This window comes from Paenibacillus sp. USDA918EY (assembly GCF_009870825.1).
Lineage (GTDB): Bacteria > Bacillota > Bacilli > Paenibacillales > Paenibacillaceae > Paenibacillus_AQ > Paenibacillus_AQ albilobatus.
The window spans coordinates 440,797-458,286 of the sequence record NZ_WTWY01000002.1; the positions used below are offsets into that span (position 1 = coordinate 440,797).

Here is a 17,490-nt window from a genome sequence, read left to right on the forward strand (position 1 = left end):
GGACGCCCACAACCCACAAGGCGCCCTCTTCCCGTTTAGGAAACTACAATATTCAACGTTTTGATTTCATACGGAGCCAAAGCGATCTCGATCTTCTGTCCGTCGACCGAAAGCGGAGCCGGATGTTCCTCCATCAGGTCCGTTTCCGCCGCCGAGCGAATCGCACCGAAATACGGATCGATCTCGATCGACGCTTTCGTCCGAATGCCGCCGAATTCGTACAGACGTACGATCAGCGAGTTGCCGTCTTCCGCTTTTTTGACGGTATCGATCATCACGTTGCGGGCATTTATGCCCAGCATGCCAAGCGATTCGGGAAGCCCGGTTTGTCCGGCAGCACCGGCAGCCATCAGCGGCGCGTTCAGCTCGCAGGCCGCCTGATGCGTTCCCGCCTCATACCAGCCGCCGCTGTGCGGATAGAGCGAATACGTAAATTCATGCAGCCCCTGGTCCGCGCTGCCGTCCGGATAGACGGCGGATTTGAGCAAGCTCAGGCGAATGACGTGGTTCCGAATGTCATGCCCGTATTTGCAATCGTTCAGCAGGCTGACGCCGTATCCGCCCTCGGACAGGTCCACCCAGCGCTGGGCCACCGACTCGAACCGCGCGTAATCCCAGCTCGTATTCCAGTGCGTCGGCCGTTCCACGTTGCCGAACTGGATTTCATACGTCGCTTTGGTCGAACGGATCTCCACCGGGAAGGCCGCTTTGAGCAGCTGCTGGCGCTCATGCCAGTCGACGCGGGTCTTGAAGTCGATCCGCGGATGATTGCGGTAAACGGTCAAATGCTGCTCGATCGTCGAGCCATGGTAACCGTACACCAACTTCAGCACGCCGCGCAGCGGACCGGCCTCGAGTACCGTCAGCTCTTTCAAGCCGTCCACGACGGTCATTTTCTCTTGGTAGTAGATATCGATATCCCATGCATCATGGGCCATCGGCTTATCCTCGAACACCTGCAGCACGTTGGCCGGCTGTCCCGGCTTCAGCACCTCGCGTCCCGCCTGCTTGTCGAAAAGCGAAACGATCTGGCCGTTTTCGTTCAAGCGGATGCTGTAATAAGGGGTTTCCAAGCGATCTTTTTCGATGACCCATTCGGAAGCAGCGCTGCCGGTCCCGTTCGCTCCAACGCCGCCTTGGGCTTGGTCCGTCTCGCGACGTCCGTAAATGGTCGTGTACCCGTAAGCCGGAACATTCCGAACCGCCACCAGCACCTTGCCTTGATCCCAGGATCCCGCCGATGGCGCCTGAGCATCCAGCCGCACCCCGTCGGCCGCATACCAGGCATATTCCGCCGCGTCGTCCACATCGACCTCGGCCAGGAAGGAACGCGTCCAACCGAGGGCATTAAAGATGCGGACCGGCAGCCCTTTTTCCGCGCCAACGGCTGCCGATGCCTCGTGACCGTTCAAGCCGGCAAGGCCCGTTTCGATCGCCGCCAGCGCAAGCTTTTCGGATTCCTCATATTCCAGCTTGCTGTCCTCGTACACTTCATGGATGGAAGAGCCCGGGATGATGTCATGGAACTGGTTGCGCAGCACGATTTCCCAGCTTTCGGCCAGCTTTTCCGACGGGTAGGCATGACCCGGGTTGAGCGCAAGCGCCAGCGAGTTCAAAAATTCGGCCTGGTGCAGCAGCAGCTCCATCCGGCGGTTCATCCGCTTGTTGTACGCTTGGGATGTATAGGTTCCGCGGTGGTATTCGAGATACAGCTCGCCGTCCCACAAATGAAGCAGCGGGTTATCCTGCACCTTCTCCTCCAGCTGGACGAAGAAATCCTCCGCTCCACCGGCTTTTACCTGCGGCGCGCCCGGCATGTCCCCGTAACGCCGTACCGCCTCGAGCATATCGCGGGTCGGGCCGCCGCCTCCGTCGCCCCAGCCGTACGCAAGCAGCAGTTGGTCGTTGATGTCCTTCTGGCGGTAGTTGTTCCACAAGCCCTGCACCGACGACCCGGTCACATTGCCGTTATAGGTGTAAAACCAGCTGCCGTCGTTATCCGGCGTCGTAATGTAATGCGTCAAAATTTCCGTGCCGTCGATCCCTCTCCAGGTAAACGTGTCGTAAGGGAAGCGGTTGTACTGGCTCCAGCTGATTTTGGTCGTCATGAAATAATCGATGCCGCTTTTCTTCAAAATTTGCGGAAGCGCCCAGCTGTAGCCGAACACGTCGGGCAGCCACAGCACGCGGTTGTCGACGCCGAACTCTTGCTTGAAAAAGCGTTTGCCCGTCAGAAGCTGACGGACGAGCGACTCTCCCGAAGGAATGTTGCAGTCCGACTCAAGCCACATGGCGCCGGTCGCTTCCCAGTTGCCCTGTTGGACGCGATCCTTGATCTTCTCGTACAACGTCGGGAAGTCTTTTTTCAAATACGCGTACAGCTGCGGCTGCGATTGGAGGAATACGTATTCCGGGAACCGATCCATCAGCGTCAGCACCGTCGAGAACGAACGCCCCGACTTTTCGCGCGTATGCTGCAGGCGCCACAGCCAAGCCACGTCGATATGGCAGTGCCCGACGGCGGTAATTTGCGGGCGGGGCCCCCGCGTAATCGCTTCAAGCCGTGCCCTCAACGTTTGCCGCGCCTTTACGGCCGAAGCGTAAAAAGCGTCGGAACCCGGACGGCTCCAATCCAGCTCGCGGAAAGCTTCTTCCAAAGCGGCGGTGAGCTCATGGCGTTCCACCTGGCGTTCATCCAGCTGCTTCACGGTTTGCAGCATATGCAAGGAGGTGTAATACAGATCGTCCACGTTTTCGTCCAAAATCGCTACGCTAAGCGAGTCGATGCGGTGGTCGAACGGCGAACGCCCGTCATGGGCGGTCAGCCCGCTCCAGGCGTAAACCGCAAGCTCCGCGCGGCCCGCGGCTACTACCGTTTCCGGGAAAAACAGCTCCGCATGGTTGCGGTCCAGCGCCTGCAGCGGCTCCCTGTTCAGATATACTTGGGCTTCGTAACCCGAGCAGTTCCCGCCGCCCGTTTCTCCCAGCTTGATCAAACCAATGACATCCCGGCCTTTCCAGCTTTCGGGGAATTCGACTTCGGTAATAAACCATGCATAACGGTCCCGGCCGCCCCATCGGTCGCCAACGCGTACCACGGGACCTGATGCAGCCTGCTCCCGCGCCTCTTTCAATTCCTTCACGTCAGGTACGATGTGCACCCGATCCAAAGTCCGGCCCTCCCGGTATCGGAGTCCAGCCAATTCGCGAATGCGGTTCTCCAGTTTTTGAAGAACAAATCTCATATGTTTTCTGCTCCCTTCTCCGGTTCGAATCACCTTTAATATATACAATATATCATTTATATCTAAAAATATCATTAAAAAACGTTTACTTGACCATTTTTATGGGAAAGGAAGCGGCGAAATAACAAAAAAACCGGCTTTTCCTAAGCGGAAAAACCGGTTGCATCATGTGCAGGTCAGAAAGGCGCCGGCCCGGTGGTGCGGAGAGCGACCAGCTCCGGCTGCAAAATGATTTTGCTGTACTTCGGCGTATGCCCGGAATTTTCATTTTCGAGCAGGCGCAGCAGCACCTTGGCCGCCTCGTACCCCATTTGCTCTTCCTTCTGGTTGATAAACGTAAATATGCTGAACTCCTCGAACATCGGGCTTGGGTTGTCGAAGGTGATGACCGAGACGTCCTCCGGCACCCGCAGGCCGGCCGCGCGGGCCAAGGACCAAATATGCACGCCGAGCTTGCAGTTCAGGGCGACATAGGCGGTAGCCATTTTATTTTTGATAAAACGGTACAGCGGGTAGTCCTCTTGAAACGGCTCGTCCTGAATGCTGAAATCGGTCAGGATCAGCGCCGGATTAATGAGCGCCCCCTGCCGCTTCAGCGCCTCGTTGTATCCCTGGATCCGCTCCTCGACGGTGACGGTCGGCATCGGCGTATCGGAGCAAATCGCAATGTTGCGGTGCCCTTCGTTCCATAGATGCTCCACCGCAAGGATCGAACCCTGCAGCGGGTCGGACAGCACGACGTTCGTTTCGACGCCAGGCAGGTGCCGGTCCAGCAGCACGAACGGATAGTTTTGCATTTTCAGCGCGATGATCTCCTCGTTGTACACCTCGGCGTCCACCGGGAAGATCAGCAAACCGTCCACCTTGGAGCGGAGCTCGCGGATCGCGTCTTTCTCGAGTTCCTTGGAGTTGTATGTAAACATGATGATCAGCGAATATTTGCTGTCCTTCAGCGCCTTACGGATGCCGCGCACCATCTGGATCGCAAAAAAGTCCTCGATGGACGGAAAAATAAGCCCGATTTTGGGCGTTGTCGCCTGCTGCCCTTCGTACGTCCTGTTCCCGGCGTTCTCGATGTAGCTCTCCGGTATGCCCTTGACGTAACTGCCCCGGCCGGGGATACGGTAGATCCAGCCTTCATTCGCCAGATCGGCCAGCGCGTTGGCCACCGTAATGCGGCTGACCTGAAACTGCTCGATCAATTCCTTTTCGGTCGGAATCCGGTCGTCCTCCACCAGCTGCCTGGATGAGATCAATTGCTTGAAATGGTTTTGGATCTGGATATACAGCGGTTCCCGTTCCTGACTCATCTGCTAACCCCCAGTGACATTTATTCCTCGCACGATCATGCCGTAGCAATATAACATTCATTATATCATTTCGGCTATAAGGCTAGTCAACGGAGCGGGTTGGTTTTATGTCATTGCCCAACATTCATTCGCCATGACGGATTTTCAGGTTTCCTTCTGCCGACGCCAAGATCGCAACCGGGACGCCTGCGGAAAAATCGATGTCCAGCATATGCCCGCGGCAGCGCACCTTGCGCTTCCCGGCAAAATCGGCCGTCACGGAAGCTTCGGTCAGCCTTCCGCCCGCCCAGACGATGCTCACGGTATAACCTCCTCTGGCCCGCAGTCCGCTGACGCGTCCTTCAGCCCACTCCGCAGGCAGAGCCGGGAGCAGATGAATATCCTGCTCATGGCTTTGCAGCAGCATTTCCGCGATGCCTGCCGCAGACCCGAAATTGCCGTCGATCTGAAACGGGGGATGCGCGCACAGCAGATTCGGATACATGCCGCCCCGATGGTAATCGAAGCCTTCGCCGTCCACGATGCTCAGAAAATTGTTCAGCACCTGCACCGCCTGTTCCCCGTCGCCTAAGCGCGCCCACAACGCCACTTTCCAGCCCATGCTCCATCCCGTGCCTTCGTTGCCGCGAATTTCGAGGGATCGCCGTGCCGCCTGTGTGTATTCGGGCGTCCCCGTCACCGTCAGCTCGCTGCCGGGATACAACCCGTACAAATGGGAAAGGTGGCGGTGTTTCGGATCCGCATCGGCAACATCCCGATCCCACTCCATCAGTTGGCCTTTCGCGCCGATTTGCAGCGGAGGCAGCTTGCTCCGCGCTTCCCGGCATGTTTCGGCGAACGCTTCCTCCGCCCCCAGCTCCCCGCTGGCTTCGATGACAATGCCAAACAGTTCCCGGCATAACGTGATGTCCATGGCGGTAGCCCGCGAGACCGAGCTGTATCGGTCGGCGCCCGGCACGATAAAGCTGTTTTCCGGCGAAGTGGACGGGCTGGTGATCAGCCGGCCCGCTTCATCGGCCACAAGCCAGTCGAGCAAAAACCGGGCGGCTTCGCGAATCAGCGGCCAAGCCCGCTGCTTCAGAAAATCGATGTCTTTGGCAAACAAATAATGCTCCCATAAATGACGGCACAGCCATGCCCCGGCCATCGGCCAATAGGCCCACTGCGCATCTCCGCTCGGACCGACGTTGTTCGTGCGCCATAGATCGGACATCGTGTGCGCGGTCCAGCCTCGGCAGCCGTATTGAATCCGGGCCGTCTCCGCCCCGGTCACGGCCTGCTGCCCGATCAGGTCAAAAAGCGGCTCATGGCATTCGGACAAATGGCAGGTTTCGGCAAGCCAATAGTTCATTTGCAGGTTGATGTTGAAATGGTAGTCGCAGTTCCAAGGCGGCTGCACCTTGTCGTTCCATATTCCCTGCAGGTTCGCAGCCTGCGTTCCGGGTCTCGAACTCGATATGAGCAAGTAACGGCCGTATTGAAAAATCAGGCTGAGCATGTCCGGATCCTGGGCGCCGTCCATGATCCGGCGGAGCCGCTCGTCCGTCGGCAGGTTGGCGTTATCCGCACGCTGCGGGGCGCCCAACCGGAGCTCTACGCGCTCGAACAAAGCCTGGTAATCGCGCGCATGCGCAGCAAGCAGCTCGTCGAAGCTTTTGCCTTCCGCTCCGCGCATGACGCTGCGGCAAACGGCCTCCGGATCGCGGCCGCTTAACCCCGGCGCCCGGCCCGGGCCGTCAAAGCTTGTCGCCGACGTATACAGGAGCGTGATCTCCTTTGCTCCCGAGACGGTCAGCCGTCCATCCTCGGCATGAAGCACGCCCCCTTCATGAAACACGCGGACGAGCGCCGCGAAACGCATCGGCCTGCCCGGTCGCTCTTCGTCGTATATAACGGCGGGTTCCTGCCCGTTGTTATGATTTTGCACCCGCAGAGGACATTCGCCCGTCAGCAGCAGCGTGCCGTCCGACGCGGCCTGCACGCCATGCCTCAGCTCCGACCCGATGGATACCGCCACCTCCAAGCCTGCGGGATCGGCGCTTTCGATACGGACGAGCATCACCTGATCGGCTGCCGAAATAAACGCCGTGCGGCGCTGCCTGCGCTCGCCCGCGCCGAATTCGATGCAAGCCGCGGCCGTGTTCAAATCCAGCGACCGGACGTAGTCCCGTTCATCCGGCTCCCCCGCAAAATCCAAAAACAAATCGCCAAGCGGCTGGTACGGCTGCACGCCTTGTCCGGGCGAGCCGAGCATGCTGCGCTCGACCAGCTGCTGCGCTTCCGCATAACGCCCTTCCGCCAACAGGAGGCGGGCTTCCGGCAGCGATGCCGCTGCCGCCGGGTTATCCTCTTGGACCGGATATCCGGCCCAGAGCGTATCTTCGTTCAGCTGCAGCCTTTCGCGCCGCACGCCGCCGAATATCATCGCCCCCATCCGGCCGTTGCCGAGCGGGAGCGCTTCCTCCCATTTTTTTGCAGGCTGTTTGTACCAAAGCTTGTTCCGCTTCGCCATTTCGCCAACTCCCCAACATAACGTTTTTTTCGATTGCCGAATCTAGACCCCCGACCGAATAATAACAGCGTCCGGTTTGGCCGATGCGGATGCATTCACCGATCGTAAACGCTTCCAATCCATTGACCAACATTGTACACCGTAAAAATCCAAAATTGAACAGCCCTCTTCCCAATCATCCGTCCTTCAAAGCAAAAAAAGAGCCTCCCAAACCTCTTCCCGACGCAAGGATAGCGTAAAAGAAGCATTTGAAATAACTCTGTTTCGAAGACACTCCCTGTTATCGCTCCAAAATTTCAGAAGCGGGATCCGGTCGGCGGAAAGCCTGTTTTCCGCTTTTTCGCGCTTCGAACCGGTCATGCAGCCATTCCCGGCATGCTTCAGGGCTTGACCCTTTTCGGGGAAACCTTGTAGACCGCAAAAGCAATCAAACCGTAAATCGCCCCGTACATTGCCCATGCATCCAGATTCATCATCATCGTAGGCAGGTCATTTGCAATAAACAGCAGCGGAAGCAGCAAAGCGATTCCGCTGCCGACGGCGATATGGACGCGAAGCAATCGGCAGAACACTCCGATCAATGCGGCAAGGAGCGGGCAGATGACAAATACGGGAAGAAAGACGTCCATCCTTTCGAAAAGCCAGTACAGCATGCTGCGTCGACCTCCACCCTTGAATCATTCTTAAATATTAGAACGTTTGGAATGAAGGGGGAGTTACCATTGAAATCGCAGAAAACGCGATTGGGGCCGTCAACAAACCGTTTTGACATCCGTTTCACTGCGCCGTTCGTTCGTTGGAAGCCGAACAAAAAAAGGCATGCCGGAATCAGGTGTCTTCCCTTTTCCGGATGCCTCCCACAAATATGGTCACTGCCTGCTGGAACAGCCGCCGCAGCGGCTCTCCTTCCATCGTCAGCGTAAACTGGCATAACGTCCCCATCCAGCTCCCGAACAGCAGCGTCGTCTCTTCGAGGTTCTCGATCGCAAATTCGCCGCTTTCCAGTCCTTCACGGAAAATCTCCGCGTATGCGGCCATTGGGGTTGCCGCCAGCCCTTGCAGCGCCTGCAGCGTCTCGGGAGAGGTGTTCGGATTCATCGCCAGTTCCTGGCCGACCGGCAGCAGCGGCGTCTTGTAGTTGTTCATGACGAAATAAGCCATCCCGTACAGCTTTTCGACGGCCGTCGGATACGAACCGGCTACCGCTTTCCATTTTTCGCCCCAATTCCGCATCGTTTCCTGGGACAAATGGACGAACAGCTTCTCTTTATTTTCGAAATGGTAATAAATATGGCCTTTGCTGAAGCCGGCTTCCCGCGAAATGTCCGCGATGGACGTGCCTGCGAAGCCTTTTTGGGCAAATAGCTGCGCCGCTTTCGAGGCAATGATCTGCCGCGTCTCTTCGCTGTTATAATGTCGTTTGTTCATGGAATAAACCCTTCTTGCTTTTCGGTCTCGTAGTTTTGAACGATTGTTCCATTCGAGTATATTGCAAATATTTACATGCTACAAGGGGAACGCGCAGCAATTCGGAGCGCCGCCGATGTTTCATTTTGCTGCGCCAAACATCATGCCTGACCCAACAAAGAAAAAGCAGCTGCGCTTTTGCCCCTTTGAGGCCATTTTTGCGCAGGCTGCTTTTGTCGTTCGAGTGTTTGCTTGGCAGACGGGAGCCGCCCTTTGGCTAGGGGTAGCCTTACTGCACAAGACTGGTGATCTGTTTCTTTTTCCATGACAACCAATAATACGAATAGACCAAAATCATGCTGACGATAAACGCCGCCGGATACCCCAGCCAGATGCCCCGGATGCCAAGGCTCGTATGGTACGAAAGCACGTAAGCGACAGGCACCTCGACGCACCAGATGGAGATGACGCTGAAAATCATCGGCCACAACACGACGCCGCTGGCGCGCATGGTTGCCGCAATAATTTGCACATGCCCGAAAATGAGATAACTCCACAACGTAATGACGAGCAGCTCATGGGCGATATTCAGGGTTTCCGGACTGGTGATGAACCAGGACAAAATATTTTTCGAGAAAATATAAATCGGAATCATCAGCGCTATGCCGATAATATAATTCAGCACGATCCCCGCGCGGATAACCTCTTTCAAACGCCCGTGTTGTTTCGCCCCGATGGATTGCGCCGCCAGAACCGACACCGTCATCCCGAGGCTGATCGCCGGCATCTGGACGTAGCTCACGACCTGGTTCACCGATCCGTAGGCCGCGGTGGCATTAGAGCCAAACCGGTTGACGAACACGATGACCGCGATTTCGGACAGAGACACGAGAATCATGCTGACGCTGGACGGGATGCCCAAACGAAGCAGCAGCTTCAGCATCTCTTTGTTCATGCCCAAATGTCTGCGGACGGAAGCGTCCAGACGAAGCGGGCTTTTTTTCCAATACGTGTACCAAAGCAGCAGCACGAACGTAATGACGGTCGAAATCACGTTTGCGTACGCCGCGCCGTAAATCCCGAGTTTCGGCAGGCCAAGCCATCCGAAGATCAGGACCGGCAGGAAAGCCAGGTTCAGCGCGGTGCTGACGATCAAGGAATAAAACGGCGTTTTGGAATCGCCGGTTCCGCGCATAAACGTCGTATAAACCATATACAGGAACATGACCGGCAAGCTCCAGAACATAATGCGCGCATAGTGGACCGTGACATCCATAATGTTGGCCGGCGTGCCGACGAGACGCAAAATATCTTCCGTAAAGATGCCGCCGACGATGGCAAGCACGATGCCGAGCAGGAACGTAAAGGTCATCGTCGTGCCGACGATTGTCTTCAGCTTCTCCATATTCCCCGCGCCATAGGCCTGACCGATCAGAATGGCACTGCCTGAACCGATCCCGATCACAAACGAAACGAGCAGGAAAAAGAGCGGGAAAAAGGCCGAAATGGCCGCGAGCGCATCCACCCCGATCCAGCGACCGACAACGATCGTGCCGACCAACTGGCCGACGGATTGCAGCGCGTTGCTCAAAATGAGCGGAATCAGAAAAGCAATCATGGCGCGGTACACGCCGGACTGCGGTTGAGCATTCATTGGGGACGCGCCTTCGGGCCTTCGGATCTCATCCGCGTGCCCCGCGGCCTGCTGTGAGGAACTCATATGACAACATCTCCTTTTATTAGACAAATAATTCATCGGTTTGAAATTCACTTAGACATTATATTGTATTGTTTGTTATTTATCAATATAGAGGCCGGTATTTTATTTTTAAAAAAATGTTATCCCAATCCTTCCCGTCATAACTTGTTTTCACACGTATGTTTTGCAAATTCGGATAAAAAAAGGTACGCCCTCCCGAAAATCGGAAGAGACGTACCTTAGACAAGCCTCTGGTGATAATCATTTTGGAGCACCGTTCCGCGGCTTTTCCGCCATGTTACAGAGCGCCTTTTCATATCAAATTTTTAGAGTGAATCCACGATGCTGCGCGCAATCCAAACGCCGGCCGCGCCGGCTTGGGCCAAACCGCGGGTAATGCCTGCCCCGTCGCCGCCGCAATACAATCCGCTGATTTCCGTTTCCAGCGTCTCCGACAGCTTCGGCCGGGCCGAATAAAACTTCGCCTCCACGCCGTAAAACAGCGTATGTTCCGAAGCAATCCCCGGCGTCACCTGATCCAGCGCCTGCATCATTTCGATCAAGCTTTTCATCGTATTGTAAGGAAGGACAAGTCCCAAATCGCCCGGCACCGCTTCCTTCAGCGTCGGCTCCAGGAATCCTTCGCGGATCCGTGCCTCCGTAGAACGTCTGCCGCGCAGAATGTCCCCGTATTTCTGAACGATGATGCCGCCGCCCGACAGGTCATTGGCCCGCTTGCAAATTTCACGCGCATATTCGTTCGGCTTGTCGAACGGCTCCGTAAACTTGTGCGAGACAAGCAGGGCGAAGTTCGTATTGTTCGATCCGAGCGCAGGGTCTTTGAAGGAATGGCCGTTGGCCGCCATCGCTCCGGTATGGTTTTCCACCACGACATGGCCCGAAGGATTGCTGCAAAACGTTCGGACCCTTGTTCCTACCGACGTGTTGAAAATAAACTTCCCTTCATATAAATGTTCGTTGATCTCCCGCATGACGACATCCGACGTTTCCACGCGGACGCCGACGTCAACCTGGTTGTTGTACATTTTCAACCGGCGTTTTTTCAGGATCGAGGTCAGCCAGACCGAACCGTCCCGCCCAGGCGCGATCATGACGCGGTCAGCTTCGTACGTCTCCCCGTTTTTGAGCACGATGCCGTGCACCGTATGCGTGCCCCCGTCTTTGCTCGTGACGATGTCCTCGACTTCGGCTTTAAACATCATATCGATGCGCGTTTTCAAAAACTCGTATATCGATTTCAGGATCTCCAGGTTCTGCTCGGTTCCGAGATGCCGCACCTGCGCCCGCAGCAGCTTCAGTCCGGCGGCATAACCGCGCTGCTCGATGCTCCGGATGACGTCGGTCGTCGGATCGGTGATGTTCGTCGTCGCTCCGTGCTCCAAATTGAGCGCGTCCACATAGCGGATCAGCTCCATGACCTTGGAGGGAGACAAATAATCCGTCAGCCAGCCGCCAAATTCGGTCGTGATGTTGAACTTCCCGTCGCTGTATGCGCCTGCGCCCCCGAAACCTGCGGTGATCGAGCAAGCGGGCACGCAGCCGGCAAATTCCTTCCGGCCTCCTGCAGGCGGACATAACTTGATTTTGTCTTCCAATATCGGACAACTGCGGCGGTAAATATCATGTCCTTTATCCACCAGCAGCACCTTCAAATGCGGAGCTTTCAGCACAAATTCATAACAGGCGAAAATGCCGGCCGGACCGGCCCCAACAACAATCACGTCATATTTGTTCATCGTGAACCTCCTGAAAGTATGAGTAGTCGGATTTGGCCTCCGCAGGACTCTTCGCGTTCCTTGACCCATCAACGGGGTGCCCGGCGGCGTCCCGACAAATTTCCATAAGCGCAAAAAAAATCCCCGGCCGAGGAACAGGTATGCCAAAAAGCAAGCCTGTTCGTAGCCAGAGATTTACGGTCTCTTGTAGAAACCCTCAAACCATATCAATGAGGATATACGAACGATCTCTATCTATGAGCAACAACATTGTTAAGTTTACCGGACAAAAACGAATGTGTCAATGATTTATTAGAACATAGTTCGTGTTTAACGGTATTGTAGTCCATAAAAAAATCTATTCGGCATGAAAATTCGATAAAATCCGAACATTAGGCAAGGAACAAGACCGATTCCTTTCTTTCCCCGCATTCCATGCATTTTTCACGCTATTGAAAAAGACGGCAAACGGGGTTATGATGTATCCGCTTCCATATAATTCGGCACCGGGTTTTATTCATCCCAACGTAATGTGAGGAGGTCATCCAAATGATCAAACGGATCGGGCATCTGGCTTTTGACGTGGCGGATATGGAAAAGTCCCTGCATTTTTACTGCGGCGTTCTCGGCTTTCAAAAGGCTTTTTCTATCGAAGACGACCAAGGGAACCCCTGGATCGAGTACATTAAAGTGGCTGACGGCCAGTTTATCGAACTGTTTTACGGCGGGCAGCAGAAGCCTGAACGGCCGGAGCGGCCCATCGGCTTTTCTCATTTATGCCTCGAAGTCGACAGCATCGAAGAAATCGCGGCCCATCTGAAAAAGAACGGCGTCGCCCTCGACGTGGAGCCGCAGCAGGGAAAAGATCTGAACTGGCAGTGCTGGGCGCGGGATCCTGACGGCAATCGGATCGAATTCATGGAAATGCACCCGGATTCGCAGCAGATGAAAGCTTAAGGATAAAAAAATAAAGAGTGTCCGTCCGTCATGCGGATCAGGACACTCTTTTCGTTGATGTCACGTCGATCGATCAATTTCCCGTATCTTGCGTGCCGGTTTGCGAACCGTCCTCCGTGCCGCTGCTTCCCGCGGCATTTTGGTCGTCCGAATTTTGCGCGCCGTCCCCGGAAACCGCCGTTTTGCCGAGCTGGTCTTCCGGTATGATGGCGTAAGGCACGTTGTCGACCAGCACTTGATCGACTTTGTTCAGGTCAAGCTTTTTGATGAGCTTGAGCGTTACCGTGCTCGTATAAGCTTCGGGGCCGTCGGTCTCCGTCGTCCCGGCATCCCCGCTGCCAACGGCGTTATCCGTTCCGTTTCCGGAGTTTCCGGAAGTGCCGGATGCACCCGCGCCTTTCTGATCGGTTGCGGTTCCATCCAATGCGGCGGAGCCGTCCGAATTTCCGGTCCGGGTTGCTGTGCCGTCCGTGCCGGACGCGACGTCCGAACCCTTCGCCGTCCCGTCGGTTCCGGTTTGCCCGGCGCCGGTTCCCGTTCCGGAGGCCGAGCCCGCCCCCTGATCCGATGCCGGTTGTTCTGCGCAGGCATGAACCAGCTTCGGCGTCGGAACCTCCAAAATGATGCTTCCGTCTTTCCCCATCACCGTCACTTCATTCGCCGCGAAGTCGCGGCAGGACGCCGGCTGCTTGAAATGGAATACAAGCTGGGTCACGCGGGTTTTGTCCGCGTTTTTGATCGTTTTGGTCGTTAAGACAGGCACTTCCTTCTCGATCTTTGGCGTTTCCGGCGGCGTCTCCGGCTTATCCTGCTGTGCGGTTCCCGTTGCGGGCGTTTTCGTCTCGGCATTAGCCGGCTTATCCGGTTCTTTCTTGAATCCTCCGTTGGCCTGCATGACGATCAGCATGCCGCCGATCACGACGATCATCAGCATCAGCACGGCGCTCAGCCTGAACACCCGGGGGTTGCCGCGGAAAAACTTGACGAGCGGCGACGCCAGTTCATATTTAATTTTGTCGTAGACCGGTTTCAGCTCCGGAGCGGCCGTATCGAAATATTTCCGCACGTTTTCTTTGTTTTTGAATGCGTCCGTATCGTATTTCTGAAAATATCCCATAATTGCCGTCGCATAAGCCGGTACTAATCCCCGCGGGCGGACGAACGCAGACTCCTTCGCGGACCATTCGATAAACTCGTAGACCGTCTCCGGTTGCGGGGCATGTTTATGCAAAAATTCCATCAGCCCGTTATAATCCACAGCCCCTGTAGCGACGTCATAGCAGAAAGCAAGGGTGATGCTGCCGAAACGGGATGGTCCCACTTCTTTCCGCAGCCAGCTCTGGGCGATCCGCTGAACTTCGTCCCGCTCCTCCGGAGACAATCCTCTAAAAAGGGAGGCCTCCGGATAAGGACTCGAAAACCACTGGTGCGCCGCCAGCATGACCTCCGCTTTCGAACGGGTGCGGGAATCAAACCGGGATACCCATGAGCGGAATTCCTTCGGATTGTTCAAAAATCCGATTTGCAGCAGCTGCTCTTTCGTAATCTTGTCGAGCTGAACGTCTTTCAGAAGGAACAGGTTCGCCGCGTACATCAGCCTGTCGACGAAAAACGAACCCCCTTCCACCAACGAAAAACCATGCTGCGGGTCTTGGTCCAGCTCATCCAGCTGATCCAGCACCTGGTTCACGGCTTTAACCGGTTCCGCTTCCTTGCGAAGCTTGTCCACCAGCTGGTTTTCGGCGGTTTGAACGAAAAAGTCGCTGTGCAGGACAACCGGATGCGACGTCACCCAATGATGCAGCAGGTCCGCGACGTCCCGCGCTTTCTGCGCTTTTTTCAGCCGGTTTTCAATATATGGATTAAACAGCAGCTTCGGCAGGCCCGGACTGGCGAGCACCCGGCCGAAAAAGGCCGCGAACAGGTCCGGGTCGCTTTCGATCAGCCCGTAGATCGGGGACAACACATCCTTGCGCCCGAGCGTAATGGCGTTGTTCAACGTGCGGATAAAATACTCTATGATCTTCCGTTCGCTGTGCTTTTTGTCGACCCGGTAATAATCCTTGATGCATTCCAGAACTTCAAGCTCGGGGAGCTCCCCTTGCTTCACCCGGTCGAATTCCAGATCGAAGCTGGCGAGGAACAGGTCGTTAAGCCGCATTTTTGCAGGCAGGGCGTCCGCCGGCGTCAAATAATCCAGCATAGCCCGGAGCACGCTCAGCCTGTTCGGCTCGTACAGCTCCAGGTTGCCTTCCTCCATCTGGAAAAGCACGGCAAGCTCATGATAGCTTGCGATCGCGATTTGGCGGATCGGTTCCATGTCTTTAAGCATCCGGGCGGCAAAATCGTAAAAGCGTTCCGCACGCTCCGCATTGCCAAGATTCGCCCATGCAAAATCCAAATAAGGCTGGTCATCCCAGTCCAAATCCGTGTTTAACACGCGTCCCGCCGCCAGCTCGAACAGAAAATCCTTTTCGATGCTGCGGTCGTTCAAGCGCAGGCTTCCCTTTTCCACGAACATGATCTGGATGCCTTTTTTGCTCTGCGGCTCCCGGGCGTAAGTCTGAAACCCGAGATGGCGGCGGACGCCGTAAGGCAAACTGGCGAACAGCAGCATGAGCAGCCGCTTCGCTTTTTCGGACAGCTGCTCGATCTCCACATCCAGCACGACATAGACCTTCTTCTTGCCGGCCACCGAAGCCATCGCGGCAAACAGCAGCTGCTTGAACACCTGCTCGTCGATTTTAAGCTCCTGGAGCAGCCCAAGCCCCTCATCCCTGGTCGGGTGACCGCCATGCTCCATGGCCGGGATCGCGGGCAGTTCCGGAAGGTCCATTCCCTGCTCGATATCGTACCGTTCGGCAAACGAAGCGTTCAGCCAGGTACGGTAATCCGTTTCCGGCGAATCTTTGAAATCTGCGGGAATGACGTAGTTATGCGTAAAAAAGGCGCTGCGCAGACCCGTAAAATCCGCCGGCTGGTATACACTCCGCCCGACGATCGTTTCGCCGGACTCGGTATGGATGACATGCAGGGAGTCCGGATATTCCTGCCCTTCCTTTTCCGCCCGTGCCGTAAGCTCCGCCGGAGCATCGTATTGGCAGTACGGATGAAGCACTTTTTTGATATAAGCATGATCCAGTCCCGTGGAACGGGCGATGGTGTCAAACCCTTCGTTATCACGGAAAATGCCCCGCCGCTCGCGCGTATACATCTGCTGCTGCACTACATTCGGGGGTAACATCATGCGTCTTCTCTCCCCTCTATGTAATTCAGCTTATACATCAGCCAGATAAACGGCTCATCCACGCGGATCGGGCTGACGACGGACTGCATTTTTTGGTTGACCGGGTTGCTGCCAAGCGCCGATACCGCAAAATACGCCGTATTGGAAAAATACACATCCATCGTTCCTTTGAACGGACGGTCCACCTTTTCGATGAAGCGGCGGATCTCGCCGTCGATATTTTCGAATTCGGTCAAATTGAGCGCCTTGCGGTGCACCATGTTGTGGAACACGTTGCTGTTCGATTTGATGTACTCGCCTTCCTCGTCCTTCAAGGAATGGAGCATATCGCTTTTGGTCAGCACCACGGCGGTCGGAATATCGGTTTTGCCCTTATCCTCGTAAGCGATAAAATCGCCGAACAGCGTCAGCACCACGTCGCGCGGCTCGTCGTACTGCGATACCCATTCCCCCGGCTCGTCGCCCATCTGGATGCGGATTTTATCGCGGATGGAGCGGATTTGCAGCGGATCGACCATAAACAGGATGCCCGCCGAATTTTTGATATGCTGGCCGTGCAGGCCGAGATAATCCTCGTCGACCATTCCTTCCCCCGCCACGTCGAAAAACACCAGCGTCAGCGGCGGTTTGCTCTCGTCCTTAAACACGAATTGGAAAATAAAAGGCTCCTGCATCTTTTCCTTCTGCGTCGAGGCAAGCAGGTCACCGCGTTCAAACAGCGGCTCCTCGTACATCGTCCGGAATTTTCGGCTGATTTCCGCGTTCAGCGGCATGCATGCCGCATTGAAATGATCGGCCGTCGAATGCTGAAGCGTATGGATCAGCGACGTCATATACACGGATTTCCCGACCTGGGAAGCGCCGATGATCGAAATGATGTTGCTCGGCACCTTGCCGGACGTGACCGGAAGCTCGTTATGGCATTTCGGGCACAGCCGGTGGCGCGTAACCACCCCATAGCGGTCATTCAGCCCGACAAGGACATGGTCGGAATAAATGTGACGTTCCACAGGAATATCGCCTGGCCGCAAAATGGCTTCCATATCATACACCGAATCAAGGCCGAAGCGCTCCCGGTACCGGTTCAGCACCTCATCCTCCTGCAGCGCATAATCCTCGTCATCGTCCCGGCTGTGGGCCGCGCGGAAGACGACATCGTCCGGCGCGAACTTGCTGAAGCAGTACGGACACACAATATCGTAAAAAAGCGGCTTTGGCTCGGCGATCGGTTTCTTTTTGAACATATTGAAAATGCCCATTGGTTTTCTTTCTCCCCCTTTGCCTGGTGGGTTGCAACGTTGGCGGCCTTCAAGCTGCCCTTGCGTATGGATCATCATATCAAAAATCATATTAAAAGTTCAGTATGAAGCTTTTAAT

At 55.7% G+C, this 17,490-nt stretch carries 10 protein-coding genes and 1 riboswitch; of the genes, 1 reads left to right on the top strand and 9 read right to left on the bottom strand.

Annotated elements, in window-relative coordinates; genetic code table 11:
• Window positions 1-35: 35 nt before the first annotated feature.
• The 7 genes from GQY55_RS06275 to GQY55_RS06305 form a co-directional block, all read right to left on the bottom strand.
• Window positions 36-3,245, bottom strand: coding sequence for an alpha-mannosidase (locus tag GQY55_RS06275; protein ID WP_160039279.1), 3,210 nt, complete (start codon window positions 3,243-3,245; stop codon window positions 36-38).
• Window positions 3,246-3,421: 176 nt separating this feature from the next.
• The gene (locus GQY55_RS06280) at window positions 3,422-4,555 is read right to left on the bottom strand and encodes a GntR family transcriptional regulator (protein ID WP_160039281.1); all 1,134 of its coding nucleotides are present in this window, start codon (window positions 4,553-4,555) and stop codon (window positions 3,422-3,424) included.
• Window positions 4,556-4,679: 124 nt separating this feature from the next.
• Window positions 4,680-7,067: a glycoside hydrolase family 95 protein gene (locus GQY55_RS06285; protein WP_160039283.1), complete on the bottom strand. Its 2,388-nt coding sequence runs from the start codon at window positions 7,065-7,067 to the stop codon at window positions 4,680-4,682.
• A gap of 380 nt (window positions 7,068-7,447) precedes the next feature.
• Window positions 7,448-7,720 carry a hypothetical protein gene (locus GQY55_RS06290; protein ID WP_160039285.1) on the bottom strand — a complete coding sequence of 91 codons (273 nt, stop codon included), beginning with the start codon at window positions 7,718-7,720 and terminating at the stop codon, window positions 7,448-7,450.
• Between the two features lie 175 nt (window positions 7,721-7,895).
• On the bottom strand, window positions 7,896-8,495 hold the full coding sequence (locus GQY55_RS06295) for a TetR/AcrR family transcriptional regulator (protein ID WP_160039287.1): 600 nt from the start codon (window positions 8,493-8,495) through the stop codon (window positions 7,896-7,898).
• Window positions 8,496-8,763: 268 nt separating this feature from the next.
• Window positions 8,764-10,128, bottom strand: a complete 1,365-nt coding sequence (locus GQY55_RS06300) for an MATE family efflux transporter (protein ID WP_201452117.1) — start codon at window positions 10,126-10,128, stop codon at window positions 8,764-8,766.
• Window positions 10,129-10,499: 371 nt separating this feature from the next.
• On the bottom strand, window positions 10,500-11,930 hold the full coding sequence (locus GQY55_RS06305) for an NAD(P)/FAD-dependent oxidoreductase (RefSeq protein WP_160039289.1): 1,431 nt from the start codon (window positions 11,928-11,930) through the stop codon (window positions 10,500-10,502).
• A 143-nt stretch (window positions 11,931-12,073) separates the two neighbouring features.
• A riboswitch (purine riboswitch) is annotated at window positions 12,074-12,173 on the bottom strand.
• 285 nt (window positions 12,174-12,458) lie between these two features.
• On the opposite strand from GQY55_RS06305, the gene GQY55_RS06310 reads away from it, so the two are divergent.
• Window positions 12,459-12,866, top strand: coding sequence for a VOC family protein (locus GQY55_RS06310; protein ID WP_160039291.1), 408 nt, complete (start codon window positions 12,459-12,461; stop codon window positions 12,864-12,866).
• A 73-nt stretch (window positions 12,867-12,939) separates the two neighbouring features.
• On the opposite strand, the gene GQY55_RS06315 is transcribed toward GQY55_RS06310, so the two are convergent.
• Both GQY55_RS06315 and GQY55_RS06320 read right to left on the bottom strand, forming a co-directional pair.
• The gene (locus GQY55_RS06315; RefSeq protein WP_160039293.1) at window positions 12,940-16,113 is read right to left on the bottom strand and encodes a GAP1-N2 domain-containing protein; all 3,174 of its coding nucleotides are present in this window, start codon (window positions 16,111-16,113) and stop codon (window positions 12,940-12,942) included.
• Window positions 16,110-17,372, bottom strand: coding sequence for a hypothetical protein (locus GQY55_RS06320; RefSeq protein WP_160039295.1), 1,263 nt, complete (start codon window positions 17,370-17,372; stop codon window positions 16,110-16,112). Before GQY55_RS06320 ends, GQY55_RS06315 begins: the two co-directional genes overlap by 4 nt.
• Between the last annotated feature and the right edge of the window lie 118 nt (window positions 17,373-17,490).